This window comes from Pseudomonas sp. Irchel 3A5 (genome assembly GCF_900187575.1).
In the GTDB taxonomy this organism is placed as follows: domain Bacteria; phylum Pseudomonadota; class Gammaproteobacteria; order Pseudomonadales; family Pseudomonadaceae; genus Aquipseudomonas; species Aquipseudomonas folii.
This window is the reverse complement of sequence record NZ_FYDU01000014.1, coordinates 66,072-78,416: the sequence shown is the minus strand read 5'-3', so window position 1 is coordinate 78,416 and position 12,345 is coordinate 66,072. Positions and strand designations below refer to the sequence as shown.

The window sequence follows — 12,345 nt, the reverse complement described above, 5'->3', positions numbered from 1 at the left end:
AAGATTCAGCGTCTGTCACGGCCTCTTCCCGGCTGAAGCCGGTCCCACGTCATCGCGCCACTATTTGGCATGGCGCAGAATCTGTGGGAGCAGAGCTTGCTCGCGATGCATGAGACGCAGCCAGAAGCTATACCGCGTGATCGTTTATCGTCGGAATGCCGCCCAGACCAAGCCCAACTCCCACAGGCTTTACGCAATCCCGTAGGACCGGCCGGGCGGCGTTCGGGGTGGGCTGGCGGTCAAGTGGGTGGAGTGTTAATCCAGCTTGAAATGCGGTTGCTGTGGGAGATTCTATGTTGGCCAGCAAGCTGATTGACGACGTGGGACCGGCTTTAGCCGGGAAAGCGGTATTTCTGCCGATGAAGATTCAGCGTCTGTCACGGCCTCTTCCCGGCTAAAGCCGGTCCCACGTCGCGCCAATATTTGGCATGGCGCAGAATCTGTGGGGGCAGAGCTTGCTCTGCTCCCACAGGGATTTCATTTCAATCAGAGAATGGCGGTGCTGCCGGCTTCTCAGCCCGCAGCCAATTCCTGCTCCACCAGCTTCGTCCACACCGCCACGCCCGCGCCGATCACTTGATCGTTGAAGTCGTAATACGGGTTGTGCAGCGCCGCTGATGGTTTTTCGCCGTCCACGCCCAGCCAGATATAAGCGCCGGGGCGAGCCTGGAGCATGTAGGCGAAGTCTTCGGACGCCATGGACGGGTTGCAACCCCACTGAACGTTTTCCTCGCCCACCGCCGTTATGGCTGCATGACGAATCGTCGCCGCAGCGTCAACGTTATTCTCGGTGACCGGATAGCCCACTTTGTAAGCCAGCTTGCCGGTTACGCCAAAGGCGATTGGGAGTTGCTCGACGAATTCGCCAATCAACTTCTCGACCTTGTCCCGCACCGGGGTTTGCAGGCAGCGAACCGTCCCGCGCAGCACCGCTGTTTCCGGGATGACGTTGATCGCCTCACCAGCGTTGAACTGAGTGATGCTGACCACCGCCGAATCCAGCGGAGAAAGACGGCGGGACACAATCGTCTGCAGGCCCAGCACCAGTTGCGCAGCGGCGACGATCGGGTCGGCACCTTTGTCCGGCATGGCTGCGTGGCTGCCTTTGCCGGTCAGGGTGATTTCGAAGGTATCCAGCGAAGCCATCATCGGCCCCGGATTGATGATCACCTGACCGGCCGGTGCGCCAGGCCAGTTGTGCAGGCCGTAAATAGCGTCCATCGGGAAGCGTTCGAACAACCCGTCATCAATCATTTTGCCCGCGCCGCCGAGGTTTTCTTCGGCAGGCTGGAACACGAAATACACCGTGCCTTTAAAGTTACGGGTCTCGCTCAGATGGCGAGCGGTGGCCAGCAGAATCGCCGTGTGACCGTCGTGACCACAGGCGTGCATGCAGCCTTTGTGCGTGGACGCATGGGAGTGAGTGCCCAGCTCCTGAATCGGCAAAGCGTCCATGTCGGCACGAATGCCGATGCTCGGGCCTTGGCCGGTGCGCAAGGTGCCAACTACGCCCGTGCCGCCCAGGCCGCGGTGCACTTCTATACCAAAGCTTTCGAGCAACTGCGCAACCCGATCTGAGGTGCGCAGTTCTTCAAAGCCCAACTCCGGGGCTGAGTGGAAGTCGCGACGCCATACCGTGGCGTCTTCGATCAACGTTTGGGATAGCTTCATCAGATTCACTCCAGACTCGCGCCGTAACCGAAGCTGACCGCAGGTACGGCAGCCGTTTCGACCCAGACGCTTTTGACTTCGCTGTATTCACGCAGTGCGTCCAGGCCGGACGAGCGACCGTAGCCGCTGTCACCGTAGCCGCCGAAAGGCGAGCTGACGTGGATGGTCTTGTAACCGTTGACCCAGAAGGTTCCGGCGCGCACTTGTCTGGCTACGCGGTGAGCGCGGCCGACATCACGAGTCCACACGGCGCCCGCCAGACCGAAGCGGCTGTCGTTGGCGATGCGGATCGCTTCTGCTTCATCTTTGAACGGAATCGCCACGACCACCGGACCGAAGATTTCGTCCTGCGCGCAGTTCAGCGCGTTGTCGCCAGCCAGCACCGTTGGGTTAACGTAATAGCCCGGCACGTTCGGCAGCGGGTCAGCGTCGACACCGACCAGCGTTGCACCGTCCTGGAGCGCGTTTTCGACCATGCTCTTTACGTGTGCATATTGCTTGGCGTTATTGATCGGGCCGATCTGGGTTTCCGGGTCGCTTGGGTCACCCACTTTGAATTGTTTACCCGCTGCGGCCAGCGCAGTGGTGAAGCGCTCGAAAATCGATTCCTGCACCAACAGACGCGAACCGGACACGCAGCTTTGACCCGCGCCGGAGAAAATCGCGGCCTGAGCGCCGCGCAGGGCGACCTCCAGATCTGCGTCTTCGAAAACGATATTTGCCGATTTGCCGCCCAGTTCCAGTACACACGGAATGCAACGTTGCGCAGCGGCGGTGGCGATGTGACGACCAGTGGCGGGCGAACCCACGAACACCACTTTGCGAATATCAGCCTTGGCGATCAGCGCTTGGCCGATGGTGTGACCGAAACCAGCGACCACATTGACCAGACCTTTCGGCACACCGGCGCGTTCGATCAGGACAGCAACCACCAACGAAGACAGGGCGGTCAGCTCGGACGGCTTGAGGATCACCGCGTTACCGGCCGTAATCGCCGGTGCGATCTGCCAGCCGCAGGTGAAAATCGGTGCGTTCCAAGGGGTGATTTGCAGCACCGTGCCCAGTGGTTCATAGGTCACATAGTTCAGGTGCGAGGTTGGTACCGGGATCACTTCGCCGTGCAGCTTGTCAGCCCAACCGGCGTAGTACTCGAACATCTCGGCGACTTTCGCCACTTCAACATTGGCGTCGCGGATTGGCTTGTTGGCGGTGATGGATTCGATCTGCGCCAGATTGGCGGCTTCCTGACGAATCAGCGCGCCGACCTGATACATCAAACGACCACGGGCCTGAGCCGTCAGGGCTGCCCATTGTGCCTGAGCGGTTTTCGCCGCGGCGTCGATGGTTTCTACCAGCGATGCGTCGGCATCAGGGAAGCTCAGCATCAGGCTGTCGTCGTGGGCGTTACGCACTTCCACCGGTTCGCCATGGCCTTCGACGAATTCGCCGCCGACATAGCTGGCTACGGTGTTGCGGTCGCCCCAGTACGGGCGCATCAAGTCCAGCAATTTTTGCGTGCTCATCGGTTATTCCCCTTTGCCGAACAGCTGGGCATCGGTCCGCTGAACGATGCAGTTGAAGTCTTCACCATCCGGCAGCGTTTCGCTGCTGGCGGCCCACAGTTGGGCGACGATGCGCGCCAATGGCAGGTCCATATCCAGGCTCGCAGCCAGATCGCTGGCCAGTCCGACGTCCTTGCGCATCAGGCCCATGGTAAAGCCGGAGTTGTAGGTTTTGTTCAGCACCCAGGTCGGGAACATCACTTGAGTGGCGCCGCTGCGGCCGGAACCGGCGTTCAGACCGAGCATGAGTTTTTCCGGGTCGACGCCAGCCTTGGCGGCCATGCTCACGGCTTCTGCGGTGCTGATCAGGTGGCAGGCGGCGAGCATATTGTTGGCGATCTTGGCCACGTTGCCTGCGCCGCATTTACCGACGTGAACCCGCGTGCCGCTCATGCCTTCCAGTATTGGCAAGACTTTTTCCAGGTCCGCGTCTTCTGCGCCGATCACCATGGACATGGTGCCGGTGGCAGCACCTTTAGGGCCGCCGGAAACCGGCGCGTCGATGAAACCAATGTTCTTTTGCAGCAGAGCGGCGGCCACCTTGCGGCTGGCTTCCGGGGTAGAAGTGGTGGTATCAACCACGATCAGGCCAGTGTTACCGTGTTGCAGCACGCCTTCAGCGCCCAGGCAAACCGATTCGACGTGTTCGGCTTTTGGCAACGACAGGATCAGCACGTCTACTTGCTTGATCAGCGCGGTGCGATCGGTCACCGGTTTGACGCCTTTGCTTTCGGCGATTTCCAGTGCCGCTTGCGACAGGTCAAAGCCGCTTACGTCGAAACCTTTGCTGGCGAGGGTTGCAGCCATTCCGCCGCCCATATTGCCCAATCCAATCACGCCTATTTTTAAAGTCATTCAGAATGCTCGCTTAGCTGTTTGACAGGCTACGTCGCACCGTCAGTGGTTGTCGGCAGATGATCCGAGTATGGACACCGCTCTGCACACACAGCAATAATCACCAAATTCATTTTTGTTGCGTTGAAAGCAACGCAGGTGGCCCATGAGTCTGGTTCAGGATCGACGCATTCTTTATTTCTTCGAGGCTGTGCGATTGGGCAGTGTTCGTGCTGCCGCGGACTTTCTCGACGTTGCGCCCTCCGCAGTCAGTCGGCAGATTGCCCAGCTTGAGCATGAGTTGGGTGCTCCGTTGCTTGAGCGCCATCGCCGTGGGGTGAAGCCGACCGAGGCGGGGGATCGCGTGCTGGCTTATTACCGTCAGCGACTTTCACAGCAGGAGGTTTTGCTGGAGTCGCTGCAAGCGTTGCGCGGTTTGCAGAGTGGTTCGGTGGTGTTGGCAATTGGTGAAGGCTTCATCGATGGCCTGACCGAGCCGCTGACGAAATTCTCGACGCTGTACCCCAAGGTCGAGCTGCAAGTGAATGTGTGCGGCACCAACGAAGTGATCCGTCAGGTAGTAGAAGACGAGGCGCACATCGGCCTGGTATTCAATCCGCCCGCTGACCCGAAGATCCGCTCCCATGCCCACCAGAAACAGCCGGTCTGTGTAATGGTCAGCCCCGACCATCCGTTGGCGCAGCACGAAGGCCTAATTCCCTTGAAAGGTCTGGATAGCTATCGCTTGGGGCTGCTCGGGGTTTCCTACGGCATCCGCCAGATACTGACTCAGGCCGAACAGCAGTGCGGCGTTTCCCTGATGCCGACCCTGACCTGCAACACCTTCGCCATGCTCAAACGCTTTGCCATGAGCGGCGGTGTAACGCTGTTGCCGACCTTTGTGGTGGTGGATGAACTGGCGAGCGGCAAGCTGATCGCGTTGCCACTGGAGTCCGAGGTGTTCAGTGAGTCACAGGTGCACATCATCAGCCGTTTGGGCAGGCAATTGAGCGTTGGATCGAGCCGATTGCTGGGGCTGTTGCAGCAGGACATGACGGCGTTTAACGGGAAGTGAAGGGCGATGAACTGGAATGCTATTTCTCTGTAGCATGACTACCGCGAGGCCGCGATGGAGATTTGCCTGACACATTTGCATCGCACATTAGACGCCTTCCTGCTGGGAGGAGACTTCACGCCCAAACAGCCTCCGCTCTGTTCAACTCCAGCCTGCGCTCAACAGCTTCGCCACGTCCACCTTATATCTAATGCCGATCACGGTGCTGTCGGGCAGATAGCATGAGTGGGATCATCAAGATTGGTGAGCGTGGGCACCTCATCCACACCTTCACAGGGTTGATACATCTGACTAGAATGCGCAGCCAATCTCGAGCGTCGCATGGAGTATTGCTGCATGCCTGCAAAATCCATATTTCAATATTCCACCGGAGACGTTCATTGCATACTGCGCCTGTCGCTGGCACTGACCGATTTCGAGCGCTCAACGCATCAACGGCGTACACCGTACACCCCATGCAACCAGTCCTCGGAAGAAAATGCGCACGTGCGTCCAAAGAAATGACGCTGTATGACGTCTTATCGATTGTATCCATCTGGTTAATCAATCAGGCATCATCAGGCATTGACGCTCTGATACGTCAGTATCCAATGATTTTTCCAAACCTCATGTTGGGTCGCCTCCTGGCGGACGGGAGCGGGCGTATGAGCAGTGTTAAGAGGTTTTTATGGTAGCGGCTGTATCCAGCTTTTTTCTTTATCTTTTGTTCGCGGGATTTACTGTACACATCAGCGGAATGCTTTACATCTCAGATGGCAGTAGATTTACGACCATCTCAAACCTGACCCTGTTTTTACCGGCGTTGATGCTGATTTTTCTTGACCGCCGAGTGCGCGAATCCTTGCGCAGTAAACGCTATTTACCTCTTCTGGTTCTATTGGGGTTTACCGTGCTGGTCGCAGCGTTTAATCCGACTTCAGCTTTATCAGGCTGGGATCAACTCAAGACCGGTTTATATATTCTCTTGTACGTCACTGCTATCAAGATTTTGGTTGATAGAAATTTGATGGAGAAAAGCTTCGATGCAGTGTTTGTGATTGCCGGTATTTTTGCGTTGGTCAGCTTGGTGTACACTTTTTTTTACGTGGATCCACATATGTTTTTCGATGGCCAGCGCATTCAAAAACTAGGCTATAAAGACTACGCCGACTTCAAAAATCCAATTATTGCTGCTCTCTATTATGGTCTCTTTGCTGTGTACGGCTTTCACCAACTATTGACCAAGCGCTACAGCCGCTTTGTGACGATCGTCTACGGCGTATGTGTGCTCGCGCTATCGCTCTATCTGTACTGCACACTGTCACGAGGTGTCTGGTTGGGGTATGGAGCAGCTATTGGAGCATCGATTGCATTCCACCATGACCACCGCCCGAGAAAATGGTTGGCTGCTACCGCTGCTTTTGTTGTACTTATTTTGATCTGGTTGTCACCGATGATGCTGGAACAGACCGACCGCGGTTTTAGTTATAGGGATTTGATTTGGCATGATTGGCTAAAGCGGCTCCCTAACTTTTGGTTGGCTGGCGCGGGAGCGGGCAACAAATTTAATGTTTGCATCGATAGTGGGTATTGCTGGACGCAGGCGCACAATCTGTATTTGCAATTCTTTTATGAGTTTGGGTTGGGAGGCGCACTACTGTTGTTGCTCATGATAGGTTTTGTGCTGGCGCGTTCTCTGAATAAAAGTAACTGGAATTTCCCGCTTGGAACAGTTGGCTTCCCACTTCTCGTGTTTGCAGTCCTGACGGCCCTGTTCAACTACCATACAGTCATGAGTCGCCCAGGTGTTTACTGGCTTGTGTTCTGGATGCCGGTAGGTTTGGTGCTTTCTATCGGCTCAGGGCTGACAAGGACGCGTTCAGAGGCGCCCATTGCATGACTGGACTGCTCAAAAATGCGATGCGCTATTGGCACATTGAGGTGCTTGGGGGGCTGGATAAGCCCTTCAGTTGGAAACGTTTGTATGTGAAGTGCCGACGGAGCAACAGGTCGACCTACCTGTTCTGGTTTCGCCTGGCTTACGTACTCAATACCTCGCGTTCCAAGTTCTGGAGACGCCGTGCAAAGCTGCTCAATGAAAAGCTCAGCCGTAAATACAATGTGGAAATCATGTTGGGGGCGCAGATCGATGAGGGGCTGTGGATCGCTCATCTGAGTGGAATCGTCATTACGTCATACGCCGTTATCGGTAAAGACTTCAGAATCTGGCAGGGGTCCACCATTGGCGTTAAGGGGAATGCTGAGCAAGTGCGGTTGATTATTGGGGATGGCGTGAGGATCCAGGCTCATGCCTGCGTCATTTCCGATGACATCCAGATCGGGGATAACGTCGTCGTAGGGGCATGCACTTTTGTAAATAAAAGCATCCCATCCAATACTGTTTTTTTTAATCGGCGAGTTGGCGAGTCCATCCCCTATGATCAGGAGTTGCTTGGTCGACTGCAAAAATAAACTTTCAATCCATTATCCTCCTCGAGCTGATGACGATTACGGCGGGGTAGACATCAAGTGCCGTGATAAATCACGGCTGGCTTGGACGTTAAAGCGAAGTGCAGAACCTCGCCGTCTTTGAAAATGTAATCCTTGCCCTCCAGGCGCCATTTGCCAGCTTCCTTGGCACCGGCTTCACCCTTGTGCTGGATGAAGTCGTTAGTTGCAGACCGTCACCAGCATTGCGCCTTCCTCTTCGGCGATGGCGCGAACGACGTCCAACAGCGGGTTATTCTCGAAACCGTCTTCAGCAAAGTTGGCGATGTAGATGACCGGCTTGTTGGTCAGCAGGTGGAAGCCACGAATCACTGCTTTTTCGTCAGGGCTCATGCTCTTCATCAGGCTGCGAGCAGGCTTGCCTGCAATAAGAACGCCGCAGATCAGGTCCATTGCCTCTAGGTCTATCGCGAGCAAGCTCAGCTCCAACAGACTCACCCCCGCCGCACCACCCAACCAGCACTTTAAGAATCGTCTGATTCTGATCATTCGGTCAGCTCCTTAAGATTGCGTCTCTCAATAGCCCGGCAGCAGGCACAACGTCTGTTGCTGAATTTTGATTGATCAGCGGAGTTCGATATGAAAAAGACTTTACTAGCGCTTGGTGCGATGGCCGCAGTTGCCTCTTCGTTCAACGCCTCGGCAGCGGATGGGACCATCAACTTTACCGGCGAAATCAGCAGCCAGACTTGTACCATCGAAGGCAACACCACTGGCACGTCGGCCAAGACTGTCGCCCTGCCACGGGTTGCTGCTTCATCACTGGCCACAGTCGGTCAAACCGCCGGGCGTACCGGTTTCACCCTGGCGCTGACTGCCTGCACCGGCACGAGCGCGTTGGTGCGCTTCGAACAGGGCGCTTCGGTCGATGCCGCCACCGGCAACCTGATTAACCAGACTGCAAACGGTTCCAACGCTCAGATCCAGATACTCAACGCGAACTACGCGCCGATCAACCTGCAAACCAATGCGGGTTCGTTGTCGACCGCTGTCACTGATAAAGCAGCCAACCTGCAGTTCTACGCGCAGTACGTCGCCGCTACCGCCGCCGCTACTGCCGGTCAGGTCACGTCCAACGTCCAGTTCTCCATGGATTACAACTGATCCCGTGCGCTCGGGGCCTAGCCCCGGGCGTTGATCGAGCCAATCTTATGAAAACTTCTTTCCTCAAGCGTGCCGCGTGTGCGCTGTGCAGTGCATTTTTTGTTATCGGGATTTCACCCGTATCGGCCAACGTGGTGATTTCAGGCACTCGTGTGGTGTATCCGGCCAGCGAACGGGAAATCACTCTCAAACTCGATAACGTTGGGCAGGAGCCTTCTCTGGTTCAGGCCTGGATTGACCGGGGAGACCCACAGTCGCGTCCCGATCAGGCTGACGCGCCTTTTTTGCTGACGCCGCCCATTGTGCGGATTTCGGCAGGGCGTTCGCAGACCCTGCGTATCACTTATACCCATGACCCATTGCCGACAGACGTCGAATCGGTGTTCTGGCTGAACGTTCTGGATGTTCCGCCCAACCCGAAAAATGCCGACAGCAACTTTGTTCAACTGGCCTACCGGTCACGGATCAAACTCTTTTACCGCCCGGAGCAATTGAAGGGTTATGCCGAAGATGCACCCGCCGCGGTGAGCTGGAAGCTGGTTCCAACCGCCAACGGCGTCGTATTGCGCGGCTCTAATCCAACCGCGTTCAGCGTCTCTTATAACAAGACTGAGCTGGTGGTGGCGGGCAAGACCTACAGCAGCAAGGGCGGAATGATCCTGCCACGAGGTGCTGAAGATTTCCTGCTGGAGGACTTGAAAACCATGCCATCCGGGCAACTGACCCTTCGTTACGAATGGATCACCGACTACGGCTCAAGCAAGTCCGTCGATACCCGCCTCAGCAATTGATTGCACGCGGTGCTTACGGTTTCGGCTGAGCACGCTGACCGCCATTTTCGCTAACTCCGGCCAGACAGGCTGGACCTCTGCTGCTTGCTCTGATGATGCAAGCCTGTCCAGGATGACTACTCATGTTTGATTTTATCTGCCCGGCCATGCGCCTCAGGGTGCGGCAGCCGTGTGCGCTTTTTGTTTTGCTGACGATGCTGCCTTGCAGTGTTTTGGCAGACGACAGCGAGCATGTGGACTTCAACCCCGCTTTCATCACTGACAGCCAAGGACGAGCGGTGGATGTATCCCAGTTCGAAAATGGCAATCCTCTTGCGGCGGGCGGTTATCGCGTTGACCTGTATTTGAACGGCAACTGGCAGGGGCGCGAATTGCTGACGGTGCGTAAGGATAGCGCGACGGGGAAAGCTCATTTCTGCTTCAGACTGGATGATCTGACCCGCTGGGGCCTGAATCTTGACGCTCTGCCAAACCGTGATCGACAAGCGGATTTGCTGAAGAACCCGGAATGCGTCGAGCTGTCACTACTGGCGCCCGACATCAGTGTCGCGGTGGACATGAGTGAGCTACGCACCGACGTGAGTATTGCCCAGGCCTATTTGAAGCGAGTCTCCCGTGGCTACGTCGACCCGAAAAACTGGGATCGCGGTATCAATGCTGCGTTCGTCGGTTACAACGCAAATCTCTACCAGAACGACAATCAGGGCGTAGCCAGTACTCAGTCTTATCTGGGTCTTAACACCGGGGTCAATCTGGGCGACTGGCGTCTGCGGCATAACGGCTCGTACAGCTACAACCGATCTGCCCAAGGCCCGTCAAGCAAGGGTTATCAAGCGGTCAGCAGTTATGCACAACGCGATATCACAGGCCTGAAATCGCAACTAACGATGGGCGAGTACTACACCCCCGGCGAGTTGTTCGACAGCGTGCCTTTCAGTGGTGTGCAGCTCGGCAGCGACGATCGTATGTTGCCAGATTCCATGCGCGGCTTTGCCCCGCCGATCAGGGGGGTGGCGGACACCAATGCCCGGGTTACGGTGCGTCAGGGTGAAAGTATTCTTTACGAAACAACGGTCGCACCGGGGCCGTTTGTGATTGATGACCTGTACAGCACCGGTTATTCCGGGGATCTGTCAGTCACCGTCACGGAGGCAGACGGCCGTACCCGGAGTTTTATCGTGCCGTTTGCCTCGGTCGCGCAATTGCTGCGCCCTGGTACCACACGTTTCAACATCACGGCGGGACGTTACCGCGATGAATACCTGAACAATACGCCGGAGTTTGTGCAGGGCAGCTATCAACGCGGTATCTCGGACAGATGGAGCGCCTACACCGGCAGCATCATCGCCGAGCAGTATCTGGCGGTGCAGGCGGGCGCGGCCTGGAGCACGCCCTTCGGTGCAATGGCGCTGGATGTCACCGAATCCCGTGCGACAGGTCTGGAGCAAAGCGCCGGAGCGCTCGATTCCAGTATGCGTGGGCGCAGCTATCGGCTGACTTACAGCAAGTTGCTGGATTCCACCCAGACCAACTTCACGGTGGCAGCGTATCGCTTTTCGAGCGAAGGCTATTTGAATTTTAGCGACTATGCGCAATTGCGCAGTCGAGACACCGGCACGCTTTATCGACAACGCAGCCGCTTCCAGCTGAACATCAATCAGCCGCTGGGTGAGCGTCGTGGCAACGTCTATGTGACCGGCTCGGCGCAGAACTATTGGGGCGGTGATCAGCGCAGCAACGTGACCTATCAGGCCGGTTACAGCAATGGTTACAACTGGGGTTCGCTGAACGTGGGCGCCAGTCGGACACGGGACTTCAACGGCGCTTTTCAGACTCAGTATCAGGTTGGTGTGAACATCCCGTTTGGCCGTACGCGCTCCAACTACATCAGCAGCACTATGCGCTACACCGACAACGGCGACAGCAATACTCAGGTTGCATTGGGTGGCAGCGCCGGGGAGCGCAATCAGCTTAATTACAACGTCTACGGTTCGGCGGACAAGAGCGCTGGAAGTGCGACCACCAGCGCCGGTTCCTCTGCGCAATACCGCGCCGAACAAACCACCCTGAGCGCAGGTGTGAATACCGGCAATGGCTACAAACAGGCCAATGTGGGTGCGAGCGGCAGTCTGGTGGCTCACGCAGGCGGGGTGACATTCAGCGCTGATCAGGGCGAAACCATGGCCTTGGTCAAAGCCGAGGGTGCCAGTGGTGCCCGGGTCGGTAACGCCTCGAACGCAGTGATCAACGACAGCGGCTACGCGCTGGTGTCGGGCTTGATGCCTTACCGCCAGAACGACATAGCCCTGGATCCGAAAGGCACCTCCGACACAGTTGAACTCGAGACCACTTCGCAATCCATCGCGCCGCGCTTCGGTGCGATCAGTCTGGTGAAGTACGAAACCATCAGCGGTACGCCCATCCTCATGCAGGTCGTACGTGACGACAAACAGAGCCTGCCGATGGGCGCTCAGGTGAAAGATGCTCAAGGCAACTTCCTGACCATGGTCGGGCAGGGTGGGCGTTTGTTCATTCGGGCCAGCGAAAACAAAGGTGAACTGCTGATCAGTTGGGGCAGCAAACCGGGCGAAAGTTGCGAGTTGAGCTACGCCTTGCCCAGCGATCACAACTCGGCGCAAAGCGGTTACGTACAGATGAAAGCCACCTGCAAAGTGCGCTGAGCCAACACCCGCCGGACCGTAGGAGTTTCCGCCGCATCGCCGCCGCTGCGCTGTCGCGCAGTAAACACGGGACCTGTAGGAGCGCACGAGCACCGCGAGGCCGCGATAGCGGTGTATCAGAAAGGATGCCATCGCTGCCT

The 12,345-nt window shown here is 56.8% G+C and carries 9 protein-coding genes and 1 pseudogene; 6 read left to right on the top strand and 4 right to left on the bottom strand.

Annotated features, from left to right (window positions below):
- Positions 1-513: 513 nt before the first annotated feature.
- From CKW31_RS21855 to CKW31_RS21845, 3 genes are read right to left on the bottom strand one after another with little or no spacing between them, the layout of a single operon-like run.
- A complete protein-coding gene (locus tag CKW31_RS21855) occupies positions 514-1,671 on the bottom strand; it encodes a M20 aminoacylase family protein (protein ID WP_095099970.1) in 1,158 nt (385 codons plus the stop codon).
- Positions 1,672-1,676: 5 nt separating this feature from the next.
- Entirely contained in the window at positions 1,677-3,194 is a 1,518-nt protein-coding gene (locus CKW31_RS21850; protein WP_095099968.1) for an aldehyde dehydrogenase family protein, read from the bottom strand.
- Positions 3,195-3,197: 3 nt separating this feature from the next.
- Positions 3,198-4,088, bottom strand: coding sequence for an NAD(P)-dependent oxidoreductase (locus CKW31_RS21845; protein ID WP_095099965.1), 891 nt, complete (start codon positions 4,086-4,088; stop codon positions 3,198-3,200).
- A 145-nt stretch (positions 4,089-4,233) separates the two neighbouring features.
- On the opposite strand from CKW31_RS21845, the gene CKW31_RS21840 reads away from it, so the two are divergent.
- From CKW31_RS21840 to CKW31_RS21830, 3 genes are all read left to right on the top strand, one after another.
- Positions 4,234-5,142 carry a LysR family transcriptional regulator gene (locus tag CKW31_RS21840; protein WP_095099962.1) on the top strand — a complete coding sequence of 303 codons (909 nt, stop codon included), beginning with the start codon at positions 4,234-4,236 and terminating at the stop codon, positions 5,140-5,142.
- A gap of 667 nt (positions 5,143-5,809) precedes the next feature.
- Positions 5,810-7,021 carry an O-antigen ligase family protein gene (locus CKW31_RS21835; protein WP_095099959.1) on the top strand — a complete coding sequence of 404 codons (1,212 nt, stop codon included), beginning with the start codon at positions 5,810-5,812 and terminating at the stop codon, positions 7,019-7,021.
- Positions 7,018-7,593: a serine acetyltransferase gene (locus tag CKW31_RS21830; RefSeq protein ID WP_095099956.1), complete on the top strand. Its 576-nt coding sequence runs from the start codon at positions 7,018-7,020 to the stop codon at positions 7,591-7,593. The genes CKW31_RS21835 and CKW31_RS21830 overlap by 4 nt, the downstream gene beginning before the upstream one ends.
- Before the next feature lie 53 nt (positions 7,594-7,646).
- On the opposite strand, the pseudogene CKW31_RS21825 reads toward CKW31_RS21830, so the two are convergent.
- A pseudogene (locus CKW31_RS21825) lies at positions 7,647-7,992 on the bottom strand (DUF933 domain-containing protein); the annotation flags it as partial.
- Between the two features lie 216 nt (positions 7,993-8,208).
- Here CKW31_RS21825 and CKW31_RS21820 point away from each other — a divergent pair.
- The 3 genes from CKW31_RS21820 (at position 8,209) to CKW31_RS21810 (ending at position 12,205) form a co-directional block, all read left to right on the top strand.
- A complete protein-coding gene (locus CKW31_RS21820; protein ID WP_095099953.1) occupies positions 8,209-8,733 on the top strand; it encodes a fimbrial protein in 525 nt (174 codons plus the stop codon).
- 47 nt (positions 8,734-8,780) lie between these two features.
- Positions 8,781-9,524 carry a molecular chaperone gene (locus tag CKW31_RS21815; RefSeq protein ID WP_095099950.1) on the top strand — a complete coding sequence of 248 codons (744 nt, stop codon included), beginning with the start codon at positions 8,781-8,783 and terminating at the stop codon, positions 9,522-9,524.
- 122 nt (positions 9,525-9,646) lie between these two features.
- Positions 9,647-12,205: a fimbria/pilus outer membrane usher protein gene (locus tag CKW31_RS21810; protein WP_095099947.1), complete on the top strand. Its 2,559-nt coding sequence runs from the start codon at positions 9,647-9,649 to the stop codon at positions 12,203-12,205.
- Positions 12,206-12,345: the final 140 nt, after the last annotated feature.

Coding starts and splice junctions, on each gene's coding strand:
- CKW31_RS21815 (WP_095099950.1), top strand. CDS start 8,781: ATGAAAACTTCTTTCCTCAAGCGTGCCGCGTGTGCGCTGTGCAGTGCA.
- CKW31_RS21830 (WP_095099956.1), top strand. CDS start 7,018: ATGACTGGACTGCTCAAAAATGCGATGCGCTATTGGCACATTGAGGTG.
- CKW31_RS21845 (WP_095099965.1), bottom strand. CDS start 4,088: ATGACTTTAAAAATAGGCGTGATTGGATTGGGCAATATGGGCGGCGGA.
- CKW31_RS21840 (WP_095099962.1), top strand. CDS start 4,234: ATGAGTCTGGTTCAGGATCGACGCATTCTTTATTTCTTCGAGGCTGTG.
- CKW31_RS21850 (WP_095099968.1), bottom strand. CDS start 3,194: ATGAGCACGCAAAAATTGCTGGACTTGATGCGCCCGTACTGGGGCGAC.
- CKW31_RS21810 (WP_095099947.1), top strand. CDS start 9,647: ATGTTTGATTTTATCTGCCCGGCCATGCGCCTCAGGGTGCGGCAGCCG.
- CKW31_RS21855 (WP_095099970.1), bottom strand. CDS start 1,671: ATGAAGCTATCCCAAACGTTGATCGAAGACGCCACGGTATGGCGTCGC.
- CKW31_RS21835 (WP_095099959.1), top strand. CDS start 5,810: ATGGTAGCGGCTGTATCCAGCTTTTTTCTTTATCTTTTGTTCGCGGGA.
- CKW31_RS21820 (WP_095099953.1), top strand. CDS start 8,209: ATGAAAAAGACTTTACTAGCGCTTGGTGCGATGGCCGCAGTTGCCTCT.